At 72.7% G+C, this 15880-nt stretch carries 11 protein-coding genes and 1 pseudogene; 2 read left to right on the forward strand and 10 right to left on the reverse strand.

The genetic code is table 11. From position 1 onward, the window contains the following. Nucleotides 1-80 precede the first annotated feature (80 nt). The 6 genes from V5P93_RS26310 to V5P93_RS26335 are packed head-to-tail and all read right to left on the reverse strand — an operon-like array spanning nucleotide 81 to nucleotide 6001. Entirely contained in the window at nucleotides 81-1622 is a 1542-nt protein-coding gene (locus tag V5P93_RS26310) for a fused response regulator/phosphatase (RefSeq protein WP_104483028.1), read from the reverse strand. Then, nucleotides 1619-3358, reverse strand: a complete 1740-nt coding sequence (locus V5P93_RS26315) for an ATP-binding protein (protein ID WP_219824183.1) — start codon at nucleotides 3356-3358, stop codon at nucleotides 1619-1621. Before V5P93_RS26315 ends, V5P93_RS26310 begins: the two co-directional genes overlap by 4 nt. Next, nucleotides 3355-4377 (reverse strand): ATP-binding SpoIIE family protein phosphatase, encoded by a 1023-nt coding sequence (locus tag V5P93_RS26320; RefSeq protein WP_245931732.1) that lies wholly within the window; start codon nucleotides 4375-4377, stop codon nucleotides 3355-3357. Before V5P93_RS26320 ends, V5P93_RS26315 begins: the two co-directional genes overlap by 4 nt. Continuing rightward, nucleotides 4374-4784, reverse strand: coding sequence for an anti-sigma regulatory factor (locus tag V5P93_RS26325; RefSeq protein ID WP_104483030.1), 411 nt, complete (start codon nucleotides 4782-4784; stop codon nucleotides 4374-4376). The genes V5P93_RS26320 and V5P93_RS26325 overlap by 4 nt, the downstream gene beginning before the upstream one ends. Beyond that, complete coding sequence (locus V5P93_RS26330; protein ID WP_104483031.1) at nucleotides 4781-5149, reverse strand: STAS domain-containing protein; 369 nt, start codon at nucleotides 5147-5149, stop codon at nucleotides 4781-4783. The genes V5P93_RS26325 and V5P93_RS26330 overlap by 4 nt, the downstream gene beginning before the upstream one ends. A gap of 3 nt (nucleotides 5150-5152) precedes the next feature. Further along, nucleotides 5153-6001, reverse strand: a complete 849-nt coding sequence (locus V5P93_RS26335; protein WP_104483032.1) for an STAS domain-containing protein — start codon at nucleotides 5999-6001, stop codon at nucleotides 5153-5155. Between the two features lie 346 nt (nucleotides 6002-6347). Here V5P93_RS26335 and V5P93_RS26340 point away from each other — a divergent pair. Next, nucleotides 6348-7930: pseudogene (locus V5P93_RS26340) on the forward strand (phytoene desaturase family protein). Between the two features lie 3 nt (nucleotides 7931-7933). Here the strand turns inward: V5P93_RS26340 and V5P93_RS26345 are convergent. Continuing rightward, entirely contained in the window at nucleotides 7934-8605 is a 672-nt protein-coding gene (locus V5P93_RS26345) for an SDR family oxidoreductase (RefSeq protein WP_245931733.1), read from the reverse strand. A 272-nt stretch (nucleotides 8606-8877) separates the two neighbouring features. Between V5P93_RS26345 and V5P93_RS26350 the strand changes: the two genes are divergently transcribed. Continuing rightward, a complete protein-coding gene (locus V5P93_RS26350; RefSeq protein WP_104483033.1) occupies nucleotides 8878-9798 on the forward strand; it encodes a hypothetical protein in 921 nt (306 codons plus the stop codon). Between the two features lie 243 nt (nucleotides 9799-10041). Here V5P93_RS26350 and V5P93_RS26355 read toward each other — a convergent pair whose 3' ends face one another. From V5P93_RS26355 to V5P93_RS26365, 3 genes are all read right to left on the reverse strand, one after another. Then, nucleotides 10042-12129: a catalase gene (locus tag V5P93_RS26355; protein ID WP_104483034.1), complete on the reverse strand. Its 2088-nt coding sequence runs from the start codon at nucleotides 12127-12129 to the stop codon at nucleotides 10042-10044. A gap of 113 nt (nucleotides 12130-12242) precedes the next feature. Continuing rightward, on the reverse strand, nucleotides 12243-13844 hold the full coding sequence (locus V5P93_RS26360) for a methyl-accepting chemotaxis protein (protein ID WP_104483035.1): 1602 nt from the start codon (nucleotides 13842-13844) through the stop codon (nucleotides 12243-12245). Nucleotides 13845-13937: 93 nt separating this feature from the next. Further along, on the reverse strand, nucleotides 13938-15776 hold the full coding sequence (locus V5P93_RS26365) for a hypothetical protein (RefSeq protein WP_104483036.1): 1839 nt from the start codon (nucleotides 15774-15776) through the stop codon (nucleotides 13938-13940). Nucleotides 15777-15880 lie beyond the last annotated feature (104 nt).

Genomic DNA, 15880 nt, shown 5'->3' on the forward strand with positions numbered 1-15880 from the left:
ACCTCCCGGAGGTGAAGGTGAATGTTCACTCTCGCCGTAGCACTGAACCACCCCGAACCGACCGGGGTGATTCAGTGGGCTCAGTCGCGGCGCAGGACGAGGAGCGCGATGTCGTCGTCCTTGTCCTGGCCGAAGTCGGCGAGCAGGCGCTCGCAGATGGCCTCGGGGGACTCCCCGTGGCGCATCGAGGCGCGCAGCCGCTCCATGTCGGCGTCGAGTGGGACCGTGCGGCGCTCGATGAGGCCGTCGGTCATCAGCACGACCGTGGTGCCCGGGGGCACGTCCACGGTGGTCGCGGGCGGGCGCGGGGTGGCGACGCCCAGCAGCGCCCCGGGCAGCCGCAGGTAGCGGGCGCCGTCGGCGTCGAGGAACAGCGGCGGGATGTGACCGGCGTTGGCCACGGTCGCGCGGCCCGCCACCGGGTCGAGCAGCAGCACACACAGCGTGGTCAGGCCCTCGGGGTGGAAGCGCCGGAGCATCGCGTTGAGGCGTTCCACGATCAGGTCCGGGCCGTGCCCCTCGATCGCGTAGGCGCGCAGCGCGTGCCGCACCTCCCCCATGATCGTCGCGGCCTCGATGGAGTGGCCGGTGACGTCGCCGATCGCCACCAGCAGCCGGTCGTCGAGCTCGGCGACCTCGTAGAAGTCGCCGCCCACCTGGGCCACCGTGGACGCGGGCACGTACCGGGCGGCCATGGTGACGCCCGGGCGGCGCGGCAGCACGCTGGGCAGCAGGCTGCGCTGGAGCGCCAGGGCGACGTCGTGCTCGTCGGTGAACGCGCGCAGCCCCTCCGCCGCGACCGCCGTGGCCAGCCCCAGCTGCACCAGCAGGTCCCGTTCCTCCGGCGCCCCCACGGCCGCCTCCGGCACCGCGACGCAGGTCACGGGGCACTCGGGCTTGGTCCTCGACAGCGCGGCGCACAGCCCGCCGGGCAGCGCTCGCACGGCCGAGGTGACGCCGTCGGGCAGGTGCTCGTCGGCGAGCGCGGTCGCCCCGTGCGGCGCGAGCGCCACCGGCCCGCCGGGGCCGGGGGTGCTCCCCCACAGCTCAGCGCCGTCGCGCAGCCGAACGAGCACGGTCGCGCCGCTGCCGAGCACGGCGGCGGCCCCCCGGGTGGCGGCGGTGACCAGGGCCGGGAAGGTGCGCGCCGCGTTGACCTCCAGGCTGGCCGCGGTGAGCCGGGACAGCCGGGCGGCCAGGTTCTCGGCGGCGGCCCGCGCCCGGTAGTAGCGCAGCGCGGCCTTGACGGTGGCCAGCAGCTCACCCGGGTCGACGGGTTCGGACAGGTACGCGTCGGCGCCGCGGGTCAGGCCCGCCGCGCGGTCGCTGGCCTCGATGTGGCTCGCCGAGACGTGCACGACCGGCACCACCGCGGTCGCCGGGTCGCTCTTGATCACCTCGCACACCTCGAACCCGCTCATGTCCGGCAGGTTCACGTCGAGGATCACCAGGTCGACGCCGTCGCGCACGCGGGCGAGCGCGCTCGCGCCGGTGTCCGCCTCGATGATCTCGTGGCCGTTGCGGCGCAGCCAGCCACCGGTGATCATGCGGCTGGCCTCGGTGTCGTCTACCACCAGGATGCGGGCCGGGCGGTCTTGGTCGTCGAAGGGCCGGGCGGTCATGACCCGGCGACCAGCTCGGTGGTGGCCGGGTCGACCGCGGCCAGGGCGCGGTGGATGCCGTCGCGGACGGACTCGGTGGACAGCTGCGAGGTGCGCAGCACGGCGACGCCGCTGTGCCGGTCGCGGTGGTCGGCGGACTCCAGCGCGAGCACCGGGGTGGCGACCAGCCGGGGGTCGCGGCGCATGCCCTCCAGGCAGTCGTCGGCGTGCGGGGCGGCCAGGTCGAGCACGAGCAGCCCGGGCGGTTCCGCGGCGGCCATCAGCACGGCGCCCGCGCCGTCGGAGGTCTCCCGCACGGATCCGACGAGCGGACCGACCACAGTGGTCAGTCGGGCACGGAGCGTGTCGTCCGCGGTGACCAGCAGCGCCGATCGGGGACGGGCCTGGGGACGCGGGGCCCGCAAAGGAAGTCGCACGGTCACCAGCGTGCCCCGCCCGGGCGTGCTCCGCAGATCGAGTGAACCGCCGAGCACCTCGATCAGTCCCTTGGCGTACGGCAGCCCGAGGCCGGTGCCCGCGCTCTTGGCCTGCAACGGGCCGGGCACCTGGTGGAACTCCTCGAAGACCTTGTCGACGTGCTCGGCGGGGATGCCGATGCCGGTGTCGGCGACGGTGAACTCCCAGTGCTCGCCGTCGCACGCGGCGGTGACCCGGACCTCGCCGCGCTCGGTGAACTTGAGCCCGTTGGACACCAGGTTGCGCAGGACGTGCCCGAGCAGCGTCTCGTCGGTGCGCGGCGGCGGCGCGTCGGGCAGGTCGTCGATCACCAGCGCCACCGCGCTGTCGCGGGTGATGGGCAGGAAACCGTCGCGCAGCCGGGCGAGCAGCAGCCGCGGGTCGACCTCGGTGTAGCGGGGTTCGAGCCTGCCGGACTCCGCCTTGGCCACGTCCAGCAGGTCGTTGACCAGGGTGAGCAGCGCGGTGCCGGAGCCGGTGATCACCTCCAGCTGCCTGCGCTGGTCGGCGGTGAGCGGGTCGGCGCCGGGGCCGAGCAGCAGCCGCGCGAGGCCGACGATCGAGTTGACCGGGGTGCGGACCTCGTGGCTCACATTGGACCAGAACCGGTTCTTGGCCTCGCTTGCTCGTCGCAGCTCGATACCCGTCTGGTCCAGTTCGGCATAGAGAGCCACCACGCCGCGGTTAGTCTCGTCGAGCTCTTCGGTCAACTCGCCATAGAGCGCGACAACACCGCGGTTGGTCTCTTCCAGTTCCGCGTTGAGGGTGAGTAGTTCCTCTTGCTTGCGCTCGAGGCTTTCCAACGTCAGAAGAAGTTCTTCGTTCTGCGCGCGCAGCTCGTCCGCAGCGTTGGTCTCCCCCAGACTGCCAAGAGCATCACGCAGCCGTACAAGTTCGTCTTGGCCCGGGTAGCCCATTCCGGCCGGGAGGCGTTTGGACACGCGCACCTCGACCCGGCCCCGGAAGTTCACGACGCACACCTCGTCGAGCAGGCGTTCGGCGGTGGCCCAGCCGGGTTCGTCCACCGGCAGCCGGTCGACGCCGGTGCGCAGCCGCACGGTCAGCGCGGGCGAGGGCGCCGAGGTCACCGCGAACGCCGCCACCACCACGCGCTTCCCGGTGAGCAGCACGCGGCCCAGGTCGCTGAGCGCGGTGGCCACCCGGATCTGGTCCTGGGCCTCCAACCCGACCGCGCGGGCCGCCTCGCGGCCGCGCTGGCGCAGCAGGAACACGTCCTGCTCACCCGCCAGCGTCACCACCAGCAGCTCGTCCGCGCTCATCGCGCACCCGGCTTGGCCACCACCACACTGGCGTCGTCGCGCCGCACACCGGCCTCCCGCAGCAGTTCCAGCCCGATCACCAAGGGGTCGGCCGACCACCGGACAACGGGGTCGACGCCCCAGCGGTCGTTGAGCCCGTCCGAGTGCATCACCACGACGGCACCGGGCGGTAGGTCGTAGGTGAACTCCCGGACCGTACGCGCCTGGTAACCGGCGACACCGGGCAGCGACACCAGGCCGTTCTTGCGCTCGGACACGACCGCGCCCGCGATGTTGCCCACACCCGCGTACCGCAGGGTGCGCGCGGTCGGGTCCAGTTCGGCCACCGCGACCGCGCCGCCGCGGGTGCCCAGCATGGCGGTGTGCAGGCGCCGCACGACCCGCTCGGGCGGCGCCCAGTCGCCGTCGAGGAACGCGCGCACGGCGGCCCGGGACGCCGACGCGGCCAGCGGTCCGTGGCCCGCGCCGTCGCAGAGCATGAGCAGCAGCCGGTCGCCGTCCCGGCGGATGGCGTAGGCGTCGCCGCAGACCTCCTCGCCCGCGATCGGCTTGGTGACGCCGATGGCGAACCCGGGGGTGGGGACGGTGCGGCGGTCCGGGCCGAAGCGGGCGGCGAGGACGGTGCCGTCGGGGGTGGAGCGCAGCGAGCAGACATCGGCGAGCCTGCGCACCGCGCCGAGACCGATGCCCAGCGTGCCGGTGGTGGAGTGGCCGTCCAGGAAAGCCAGTTCCGTGTCCGGGATGCCGGGGCCGTTGTCGACCGCGGCCACCTCGATCTCGGCGTGGTCGGCCGTGCGCAACGCACGCAGCAGCAGCACGCCCTGGTCGGCGTGCTTGCACAGGTTCGTGGCGATCTCCGTCACCGCGATCCCCACCTCGGCGGCGCGGGACCCCGGGAACGCCAACCGCTCGGCGAGGTTCGCCACCGCGCGCCGGGCGGCGCCCACGGCGGACAGCTCCTCCACCGGCAGCCAGATGACGTCCTCCGCGGTGGGCAGGTGGTCGGTCCCCGCGCTCACCGGGACCACTTGACGACGGTCACCGTGGTGCCCTGGCCCGCCCCGGTGTCGAGGGTGAACTCGTCGACCAGCCTGCGCGCGCCGCTGAGCCCCAGGCCCATGCCCCGGCCGCTGGTCCAGCCGTCGGTGAGGGCGAGGTCGACGTCGGGGATGCCGGGGCCGTCGTCCTGGAAGCTGGCGCGCACACCCGACCGCCGCCCCTCGGTGAGGAACTCGACCACCGCCGTGCCACCGCCGCCGTAGGTGAGGGTGTTGCGGGCCAGCTCGCTGGTGGCGGTGACCAGCTTGGTCTGGTCGACCAGCGACAGCTTCGCCTTCTGCGCGTAGGACCGCACCGCCTGCCGGACCCGCACGACGTCCTCGTCGGCGGTGATCGGGATCTCCTCCCGCGCGGCCGGCGGGGTCACCGGTCGGTCCGGTCCCCGAGGGCGGCGAGGATGGCCAGGCCCTTCTCCAGGTCGAGGGCCGTGCGGACCTCGCCGAGGGTCAGACCGAGTTCCACGAGCGTGATCGCGACCGCCGGGCGCATGCCGACCACCACGGTCTCGGCGTCGAAGAGCCGGGAGGTGGCGGCGATGGTGGCGAACATGCGACCGATGAAGGAGTCGACGATGTCGACCGCGGAGATGTCGAGGATGACGCCGCGGGCGCCGGACGAGCAGATCTTCTCGGCCAGGTCCTCCTGCAGCGCGAGCACGTCGCGGTCCTGCAGGTCGATCTGGATGGACGCGAGCAGCACGTCACCGATCTTGAGGATGGGGATGCGTTCCACGGCTCACCCGCGCCCGGAGGAGATGGTGACGCCGGACCGGGTCAGCGCGTGCCGCAGCGCGTCGGCCAGCGTGGCCTTGGTGGTGATGTCGCCGAACTCGATGCCGAGGCCGACGATGGTCTGCGCGATGTGCGGCCGGATGCCCGAGATGGTGCACTCCGCGCCCATCAGCCGGGCCGCCATGACGGTCTTGAGCAGGTGCTGGGCGACCTGGGTGTCCACGGCGAGCACGCCGGTGATGTCGATGATGGCGTGCTCGGCGCCGCTGCCGACCAGCGACTCCAGCAGCTTCTCCATCACGACCTGGGTGCGCGCGGAGTCCAGGGTGCCGACCAGCGGCACGGCCAGCACGCCCTCCCACACCTTGACCACCGGGGTGGTCAGCTCCAGCAGCTGCTCGGCCTGCTCGTCGATGACCTCCTCGCGGGCCTTGGCGTAGGTCTCGAAGGTCAGCAGGCCGAGGGCGTCGAGCAGCAGCGAGAAGGCGAGGACCTCGCGCAGGTCGCCCTCGATCTCGGCGCGGTCGACGAGCTCGAACAGGGCCTGCTTGAGGGTGAACACCCCGACCGCGGTCTCCGTCGGGGTGAACCCGGAGCGGGCGCGGTGGCGCGACATGTCCGACAGCAGGGCCCGGACCTCGGCGTAGGGCTCGGACTGGAGGTCGCGGCTACCGCTCTCGACGGCGGCGACGAGGGCGCGGAAGAGCTCGGTCAGCTCCCGTTCGAGCTCGGCGACGGTGAGCCTGCCGCGCAGTGGCGCGGCGGCCAGCTCGATCCACCGCCTGGTCAGCGCCCCGGTGCCGGCGCGCAGCAGAGCGGCCAGGTTGTCCGTGGGCTCTGGTCCAGTGGTCATGGTGCCTCCTCTTCCGGACGACCGGCGGAGCCTATGCCGCCCGTCGTCCGCCTCGTCGCGCCCGCACCGCCTGTCCGGGCGAGGTAAACCCGACCGTCCACTGACGGGCGCAGGGAGGTCTGCCGACCCACACGGAACCGCCCGTCAGCGGGGGCTGCGTGCTCAACCTCTTCGCCGGTCGGCGCCAGCCTAGTCACCCACTCCGGGGAACCACACGGCGGTGCGAACGTCCGCACGGCGGGTGATCGGACGGGCACGAGGGGGCACCACGCGGGCTCGGCGGGGCCGGGCGTGGTGGTATCTGTGGCATGACGCGGAGCGCGCCCGACCGGGCGGTGGCGGGGCGATGACGGCGGACGCGGTCGTCATCGGCAGCGGGCCCAACGGGCTGGTCGCGGCGAACCTGCTGGCCGACGCCGGGTGGTCGGTCGTGGTCTTGGAGGCGGCCGGCGCGCCGGGCGGGACGGCCCGGACCGCGGCGGTGACCGTGCCCGGGTTCCGCCACGACCTCTACAGCGCCTTCCACCCGCTGGCGGCGGCGTCGCCGGTCATCGGCGACCTCGGCCTGGACGCGTTCGGGCTGCGGTGGCGGCACGCGCCCGCCGTGCTCGCGCACGTGCTGCCGGACGACCGGGCCGTGCTGCTCTCCCGCGACCTGGACCGGGACCGCCGAGTCGGTCGACGCCTTCGCCGCGGGCGACGGGGCCGCGTGCCGGCGGGAGTTCGACCGCTACCGGCTGCTCCGCGACGACCTGCTGGACGCCCTGTTGCGCCCGTTCCCGCCGGTCCGCGCGGGCCTGGGCCTGCTGGGCGCTCGGGGTCGGTGACGCGCTGCGCGCCGCCCGGGTGCTGGCCATGCCGGTGCGCCGCTTCGGCGAAGAGCGGTTCGCCGGTGAGGGCGCGCGGGTCCTGCTGACCGGCAACGCGATGCACGCCGACCTGGGCCCGAACCAGGCCGGTGGCGCGGTGTTCGGCTGGCTGCTGGCGATGCTCGGGCAGGACGTCGGGTTCCCGGCGCCCGAGGGCGGCGCGGGCGCGATCACCGACGCCCTGGTGGCCCGGCTGCGCGCCCGCGGCGGCACGCTGGAGTGCGGGCGCCGGGTGGCGCGGGTGCTGGTCGCGGGCGGCAAGGCGGTCGGGGTGCGGACCGCGGACGGCGACGTGGTGCGCGCGGGGCGGGCCGTGCTGGCCGACGTGCCCGCGCCCGCGCTGTACCTCGACCTGCTCGACCCGGCCGCGCTGCCTGCCCGGTTCGTCGCCGACGTCCGCCGCGTCGACTGGGACGACGCCACGATCAAGCTCGACTGGGCGCTGTCTGGCCCGATCCCCTGGTCGGCCGCGGAGCCGCAGCTGGCCGGGACCGTCCACCTCGGTGTGGACAGCGACGGGTTCGTGGGCGTGGACGCCGACCTGGGCCGGACCCGGGTGCCCGCGGAACCGTTCCTGCTGATGGGGCAGATGACCACGGCGGACCCGACGCGCTCGCCCGCAGGCACCGAGTCGGTCTGGCTCTACAGCCACGTGCCGCGCGGCGGGCACTGGCCGGTCGAGCGGGTCCGCGAGTGGGCCGACCGGGTCGAGGCGGTGGTGGAGCGGCACACGCCGGGGTTCCGCGACCTGGTGGTCGGCCGGGTGGCCTCGGGGCCGCGGGAGTTGGAGGGCGGGAACCCGGGCCTGGTCGGCGGGGCGGTCAACTCGGGTACCGCGGGCGTGCACCAGCAGTTGGTGTTCCGCCCCACACCGGGCCTGGCGCGCGCGGACACGCCGGTGGAGCGCCTGTTCCTGGCGAGCGCGTCGGCGCATCCCGGCGGTGGTGTGCACGGTGCCCCGGGGGCCAACGCGGCGCGTGCCGCGTTGGCGTCGCGGTCTTGGTACGGCCCGGCTTGCCGGGCGGGCATGCGCGCGGTGAGCCGGACCTTGCACGGGTGAGGGTCAGGCCGGTTTCGCCAGTACACGGTGGACAGCGGTAAGGACGTTGTCGGGGAGCAGGCGCGCGGCTGCGGCGGCCAGGCGGTTGGCCGGAGACGCAGGGGTGACGTGCGGCCTACCGCGCATTGCGGCGGCGAAGGCCGCAGCGGCGGAGTCTTCGACGAGGGCGTCGGTGGGGCCTAGGGCGGTGACCGTGACTCCGGTGCCACGGAGTTCCTCGCGCAGGGACAGGGCGTAGGAGTGTGTGAACGCCGTAGTGGCGTTGTGGACCGACTGGTGTGGGCCGGGGGCCGGGGTCGGTGAGGTGAACAGAACGCGCCCGTAGGCGCGGTCGATCATGCCGGGGACGAGGAGCTTGGCCAGGTGCACGGTGGCGCGGACGTCGAGGTCGACCATGGCGAGGTGGTCGGTGAGGGCCGTGCCGGTGTTGATGGCGAGCGCGGCGGGTACGCCCAGTTCGGTGGCCCGCGCGGCCAAGGCCTCGACGTTGCCCGGCTGTCTCAGGTCGAGGCGCACCGCCTCCACGCGCGGCCCCAGCCGGGTGGCGGTGATGCCCGGTTCGTCGGCCACCGCGAGGACGCGGAAGTCGTGCTCGGCGAACTGGCGGGCCAGTTCGTGGCCGATACCGCGGGCGGCGCCGGTGACCACGGCGAGTGGGGGTCTGCTGCTTTTCACGGGTACCTCTCCGGTCGTGGGTATCGGGACGGGTCGCGGTCGCGACCGCTCGGTCATGGTGACCCGGGCGCGGACGGCGGCCAACTCGGCGGGTTGTCCCTGCCCGGTAGCTACCCGGCTGGGGCGTCGGACAATCGCGGGTCGGTTTCACGCTGCGCTGCGGAGGTCCACCCGGGTGGGTGTCACCCACCGGTTTCTCCCGGGGTGTGGGAACGCCGCGGTGGCGAGATGCTCGGGTGACCAGTCCACCGATCAGCCCTAGGGAGGCGCCGATGGCCGCGACCGACGTGGCCGCCGTCGACATCGGAGCGGGGTTCTCCGACGCGTGGCGGATGGTCATCACCTTCGTGCCCCGGCTGCTGGGGTTCCTGCTCGTTCTGGCGGTCGGCTACTTCATCGCGAAGTTCGCCGCCCGCGTGGTGGTCCGGGTGCTGCAACGGGTCGGGTTCGACCAGGTGGCGCACCGCGGCGGGGTGAACCGGGTGCTCGCCCGGTCCCGCTACGACGCCAAGGACATCGTGGCGAAGATGGTCTACTACGCGATCCTGCTGCTGACGTTGCAGGTGGCGTTCGGGGTGTGGGGCGCGAACCCGATCTCGGCGCTGCTCACCGACATCGTGGCCTGGCTGCCCAAGGCGGCGGTGGCGGTGCTGATCGTGGTGGTGGCCGCGGCCATCGCCCGGGCGGTGCGGGACTTCGTCTCCAACGTCCTCAGTGGCCTCTCCTACGGGCGGACGCTGGGGACCGCCGCGTCGGTGTTCATCACGGCGTTGGGGATCATCGCGGCGCTGAACCAGATCGGTGTGGCCACGACGGTCACCACGCCGGTGTTGATCACCGTGCTGGCCACCGCGGGCGGTATCGCGGTGGTCGGGGTCGGGGGTGGGCTGATCCGGCCGATGCAGAGCCGGTGGGAGGGGTGGCTGGATCGGGCGGGGCAGGAGATCCCCCGGATGCGGGAAAGCATGGAGACCCATCCGACGATGAACCCGTTGCGGGAGCCCGCGTACAGCGCGGCGGCGCAGGGGGCGGGGCAGATGCAGTCCGGTCAGATGCCGTCCGGCCAGATGCAGTCCGGGCAGTATCCGGCTCCGGGGCCGATGTACGGGGGGCCGATTCCGCCGCAGCCGCCGCCCGGGTATCCGTACCACCAGCAGATGCCGCCGTATGGGCAGCCGCCGCAGGGGCGGTGAGGGATTGAACGGGGCGTGGCCTGGGCCACGCCCCGTTTTGCTGTCTGGGGTCTTGCGGGTCAGCGGTGACGTAATAGGACTCCGACGCCACCGGAGAGGGGCAACTCGTGGCGGACGGCCACCAGGACGGCGCCCACCGCCACGGCCGCGGCAGGGAGTTCGGTGAAGTCCGAGAGGCCCACGACCGCGGGTGAGCGGGCGCCGAGACTTGGTGGGGCGGGGCGGTCGCCGTCCGCTTGGTGGTTACGCGGTGACCTCCCTGGTGTCGCGGTTCCACGCGCGGTGTTTGGCGATTTCCTGGGCGAACACGTCGACGAACCCGTCCGGGATCTCGTCGCGGGCCTTGGTCGTGGTGACCACGCCCGCTTCGACGACCAGGTCGCCGTCGTCGACCGCGATGCCCGCGGCCGCCAGGAGTTCGGTTCCGGTGCCGAACGCCGCGATCGCTTTGCGGTGGCGGAACGCCTCGGCGACGAAGTGTCGGACGGAGCCGTCGGCGGCGAGGGTCTCGACGCTGTCGGGCCCGCACGGCACGAGTACCGCGTCGTAGAGGACCGAGGCCATCGTGGACACCACGCGGTCCACCGGGAGGTCGGGGCCGTGGGCCGTGCGGACCGCGCCGCCGCGCGGGGCGAGGGTTTCCGGGGTGGCGCCGCGTTCGCGCAGGGCGGTGAGGATCTTCTCGGTACCTTCCCCGTCGACGCCGTCGGCGACCAGGACGGCGATCTTGCGGGTGGCGATCGTGCCCGTGGGTTGCCCGAGCTGGCTCAGCGCGGGTGAGGACTGGGTGCTCGCGGGCTCGCCGAGGTCCGGAAGGGGCAGGCCGAGGCCTTCGGCGACCGCCGCGGCGAGGTCGGCGTGGACGCGGCCCAGTTGGGCGACGACGGCGGCGCGGATCTCGACCGTCTCGACCTTGCCCAGTTCGAAGCGGAAGGCGGCGACGATGTGCGTGCGCTCCACTTCGGACATGCTGTTCCAGAACAGGGCCGCCTGGCCGTGGTGGTCGGCGAAGCTCGCGCTGCGTTTGCGGATCTTCGATCCGTCGACTTTCTCCTGGTAGTGCCGGAACACCTCCGGGAAGTCGCCGCCCACGACAGGGCAGCCGCCGCCGAGGGTGTTGGGCGTGTAAGACGTGCGACCGCGGTGTACGCGCTGTTGGCCGTAGCCGTCGCGTTGGTTGGTCGACACCTCCGTGACCGGTCGGTTGACCGGGATCTGCGCGAAGTTGGGGCCGCCCAGCCGGATCAGCTGCGTGTCCAGGTAGGAGAAGTTGCGCGCCTGCAGCAGCGGGTCGTTGGTGAAGTCGATGCCCGGCACGATGTTCGCGGTGTGGAAGGCGACCTGCTCGGTCTCGGCGAAGAAGTTGTCCGGGTTGCGGTCCAGCACCAGCCGCCCCACCGGCAGCACCGGGACCCGCTCCTCCGGGATGATCTTCGTGGGGTCCAGCAGGTCGAAGTCGAAGGCGAACTCGTCGGTCTCCTCGACCAGCTGCACGCCCAGCTCCCACTCGGGGAACGCGCCGGACTCGATGGCCTCCCACAGGTCGCGGCGGTTGAAGTCCGGGTCGTAACCGGCGATCCGCTGACACTCCTCCCACACCAGCGAGTGCGTGCCCAGCGCGGGCTTCCAGTGGAACTTCACGAACGTGCCGCGCCCGTCGGCGGTGACCAGGCGGAAGGTGTGCACGCCGAAGCCCTGCATCATCCGGTAGCTGCGCGGGATCGCGCGGTCCGACATCAGCCACATGACCGCGTGCAGGGTCTCCGGTTGCAGCGCGACGAAGTCCCAGAACGTGTCGTGCGCGGACTGCGCCTGTGGGATCTCGTTGTGCGGCTCGGGTTTCACCGCGTGCACGAAGTCCGGGAACTTGATGCCGTCCTGGATGAAGAAGACGGGGAAGTTGTTGCCCACGAGGTCGTAGTTGCCCTGGCGGGTGTAGAACTTCGTGGCGAACCCGCGCACGTCACGGACGGTGTCGGCCGACCCGCGCGAACCCGCGACGGTGGAGAACCGCACGAACACCGGCGTGGTCACGGACGGGTCCGTCAGGAACTCCGCGGCGGTGTACCGGGCCAGCCGGTCGTCGTAGGGCGTGAAGTGCCCGTACGCGCCCGCGCCGCGCGCGTGCACGACACGCTCCGGTATGCGCTCGTGGTCGAAGTGGGTGACCTTCTCCCGGAAGTGGAAGTCCTCCAGCAGCGTCGGCCCGCGGTCGCCCGCGGCGAGGGAGTCGTCGGTGTGGTCGACCCGCACCCCCTGCTGGGTAATCAGCCGCGAGCCATCCGGGTCGACCCTCGCCCCGTCGAGCGCGCGCTGCTTCTCGTCCGCCATGAACGGCCTCCTGGGGTCGGGAGCGGTACTCCCGACGCGTACCCGAGGGGCGGCCGGACAAACGCCGGGGCCGGGACACCAGTGGCGTCCCGGCCCCGGCGGGGTGCGGTCGGTCAGACCCGGAAGCGGGCCACCACGTCGTTCAGCTCGCCCGCCATGGCGGCCAGGGAGCCCGCGGTCTCCTGCGAGGCGTCCACGGTGTGGCTGGTGGACGCGGCGGCGTCGGCGACGTCGGTGACGGTCCGGGCGATCGCGTCGGCGCCGGAGGCGGCCTCGGAGACGCTGCGGCTCATCTCGCTGGTGGTCGCGGTCTGCTCCTCCACCGCCGAGGCGATGGTGGTCTGGTAGTCGCTGATCCGGTGGATGATCTCGGAGATGTGCTCGATCGCGGTGACCGCCGACGCGGTCTCGCCCTGGATCGCGCGGACCCGGTCGGCGATGTTCTCGGTGGCCTTGGCGGTCTCCTGGGCCAGGTCCTTGACCTCGCTGGCGACCACGGCGAAGCCCTTGCCCGCGTCACCGGCGCGGGCGGCCTCGATGGTGGCGTTGAGCGCGAGGAGGTTGGTCTGCTCCGCGATCGAGGTGATCACCTTGACGATGTTGCCGATCTCCGCCGACGACTCGCCGAGCTTGCCGACGATGTCGGTGGTCTCCTGGGCCGACTCGACGGCCTCGGAGGCGACCCGGGCCGCGTCGGAGGCGTTGGACGAGATCTCCCGGATGGAGGCGCCCATCTCCTCGGACGCGGTGGCCAGGGTCTGCACGTGCAGCGAGACCTCCTGCGCGGCGGCGCGCACCTTGTCGGCGCGGCCCGCGGTCTGCGCGGCGCCCTTGGCCAGGATGTCGCCCGCCTTGGCCATGTCGCGGGAGGAGCCGCCCAGCGCGGAGGCGTTGGAGCCGATGGTGCGCACGGTGGCGAGCATGCTGTCGGTGGCGCGGTTGAGCGCGGTTGCGATCTGGCCGACCTCGTCGCGGCCGGTGACGTCGGCGCGGCGGGTCAGGTCACCGTCGGCGACCGACTCCAGCACGCCGGTGACCCGGCGCAGCGGGCGGGTGACCGAGCGGGCCACCAGCCACGCCAGCAGCAGGCCGAAGAGCAGGCCGAGCGCGGCGCCGATGGTGATCGACCAGTTCGTGCTGGTGCCGGTGTCGGCGACCGCGTCGGCGTCGGCCTTGGCGTCGGCGGCCTGGTTGGTGGTGAGCGTGTCGAGCTGCTTGTCGACCTCGCTGGTGAGGCCCTCGGCGGTGTTGTAGCCGTCCCAGAAGGCGCCCAGGTTGTTGGCGTCGGCGGACGGGATCAGCTGCTTGTCGCGGACCTGCAGGTAGGAGTCCCAGTTCTTGCGCAGCGCGGCGAGCGTGGTCGGGTCCGCGGTCTCGGCCTCGAAGCGGGTGAGGAGCTTGGCGATGCTCGCGTCGAGGCCCGCCATCGACTCCTTGTTCTTCGGCCGCCACTCCGCGTCGGACATGTAGTAGTTGAGCATGAAGTTGCGGTCGGTGAGGATGTCGGCCCGCAGCTCGGCCAGCGTCTGCGTCGACTGCACGCCGTGGTCGTAGATCTCCCGCGACCCGTCGGTCACCCGGTTGGTGCCGCTGAGGCTGATCGCCACGACCACCCCGAAGGCCGCCAGCACCACGGCGACCGCACTGAAAATCCTGACCGCCACGGGGAGGTCGCCGAAGCGCCCCACCAGTCCACTGCGACGCGACGCGCTCATCGTGACCCTTCCACCCGGATCTTCCTGTTGGCTCCCGGCCTGTCTTCGGCAGGCCGGGAGCATTCCTGAGGAGCCGGGTGGCGGGTTCCCCGACTAGTCGCCGCGCAGGAACGGGAAGTCGAACAGGTGCTTGCGCAGGATCTGGGCGTCGGGGGCGTCGTCGCGCAGGGAGGCCTCGTAGACCGCGTCCAGCTTGGTGAGCAGGCCCGCGTCGGCCCAGTCCCGGGCGATCCAGTAGTTCATGTAGTAGTTCGGCGCGAACATCGGACCGCGCCCGAACACGAACTCCGAGCCCTTGCTCTTCACCCAGTCGTGGGCGATCGGGGACGCGTCGACGGCTCGGGCGCTGTCGGGGTCGGGCGCCTTGGAGATGAGCACGACCATCTTCACGTTGTTGCGGTCCAGGAACGCGGCGTCGAGGGTCCCGCGCGCCGCCTCGACGGTGCCCAGGCCGGAGATGTCGATGACCTCCTGCTTGACCGAGTACGGCAGCACGCCCGCGTCGCCGACCACGATCTTGCCGTCGGACAGGTCCGTGGACGCGATGGCCTGGCCGATCGCCTGGTGCGCGCCTTCGAGGCGGTAGCGGTAGGACAGCAGGCCGAGCAGGTCGTCGGACTGGCCGAAGCCGACCACGGTGGCCAGGCCGACCGAGGCGGCCAGCAACGCCACGTGCGTGCGGCGGGAGAAGCCGATGGCCACGGCGACGAACACCAGGCCGCACCCGACGATGATCGCGCTGGTCACCGCGGAGAAGTTCCAGACCAGCACGGTCACCGCGCCCAGCGCGACCGCGAGCAGCGCGAGGTTGCGGCGCTGGGTCTCGGCGCCGTCCTCGACGGCGCCCGCGGCGGTGGGGCCGGTCAGCGGCCGGGCCAGCACGACCAGGGCGACGGGCAGCAGCAGCTGCCAGTAGAACCGGTTGCCCGGGTCCATGACCAGGTTGGACTGCCGGTAGACGCCGAGCACGACCAGCGTGGACAGCACGGCGAGCAGCAGCGGGACCGCGTCGCGCAACAGGTCGGTCCGGGTCGTGGCGGTGCGGGTGGCGGCGGCGCGGCGGTACCAGGCGCCGCACACGGCGAGGCCGACGAGCACCGGCACCAGCAGCGGCGCGAGGCCGATGCCCAGGTCCAGCGCCTTCTGCAGGAAGGGGACGTGGGAGGAGGACTTCTTGTAGTACGTGTTCGGGAAGAACTGGCCGAAGTACGCCCAGCGCACGCACCAGTAGGCGAACCAGCCGCCGAGGACCAGCACCGCGCCCACCCAGGTGCCCCGGTCGCGGCGGTTGAGGACCAGCGCCCAGACGATCGCCGCGCCCGCGAACGCGATGCCCTCCGGCCTGCTCACCGCGAGCAGCGCGGCCACCACGAAGCCGAGCACGCCGAGGTTGCCGCGGCGGTACAGGATGCCGAAGAGCCAGGCGATGAACAGCGCGAAGGTCGCGGTCTCCAGGCCGAGGAAGGCCTGCAGGTAGAAGACCGGGCTGAACAGGGCGATGGCCAGCAGCGTGAACTCCTGCGCGCGCGGCAGCCGGGCCTTGCGCACGACCAGCGCGAAGCCGATGACGGTGGCGATGCCGACCAGCTTGAAGAACAGCTCGACCGGGACGCCGAGCAGCGCCGGGATGATCGACAGGACCGCGAACAGCGGGTTCGTGTAGGCCTCGACCAGGGGACCGCCGGGGTTCCAGTTCCACGCGCCCGCCTCGACCAGCGACCGGCCGTAACGCCAGGTGATGAACGAGTCGTCGAGGGTGGCGCGGATGAAGACGAAGGTCAGCACCACGGCCGCGAGGGCGAGCAGCAGGTAGGCGAGGCGCCACGCGCGGTCGTTCCCCCGGGCCTCGGGGGCGGCGGGGGCCACGCGCTCGGTGGCGCTCTCGGCGGGGACGTCGTCGGCGGTGGGCCGGTCCAGGGAGGACGCGGTCACGAGGCGGACCCCGGCGACGGCGCGGCACTGGTCAACGGGTCCATCGGCTCTCCCTCACGACGATTTCCACGGACGGGCGACCGCTGCGCGCAATGGCGGATAAG

The sequence above is a fragment of the Actinokineospora auranticolor genome (assembly GCF_041897805.1).
GTDB classification, from domain to species: Bacteria; Actinomycetota; Actinomycetes; order Mycobacteriales; family Pseudonocardiaceae; genus Actinokineospora; species Actinokineospora auranticolor.

What these genes read in the sequence shown, in the direction of transcription:
- V5P93_RS26310 (WP_104483028.1), bottom strand. Translation starts at nt 1,622, where the DNA reads ATGACCGCCCGGCCCTTCGACGACCAAGACCGCCCGGCCCGCATCCTG.
- V5P93_RS26360 (WP_104483035.1), bottom strand. Translation starts at nt 13,844, where the DNA reads ATGAGCGCGTCGCGTCGCAGTGGACTGGTGGGGCGCTTCGGCGACCTC.
- V5P93_RS26350 (WP_104483033.1), top strand. Translation starts at nt 8,878, where the DNA reads ATGGCCGCGACCGACGTGGCCGCCGTCGACATCGGAGCGGGGTTCTCC.
- V5P93_RS26315 (WP_219824183.1), bottom strand. Translation starts at nt 3,358, where the DNA reads ATGAGCGCGGACGAGCTGCTGGTGGTGACGCTGGCGGGTGAGCAGGAC.
- V5P93_RS26355 (WP_104483034.1), bottom strand. Translation starts at nt 12,129, where the DNA reads ATGGCGGACGAGAAGCAGCGCGCGCTCGACGGGGCGAGGGTCGACCCG.
- V5P93_RS26335 (WP_104483032.1), bottom strand. Translation starts at nt 6,001, where the DNA reads ATGACCACTGGACCAGAGCCCACGGACAACCTGGCCGCTCTGCTGCGC.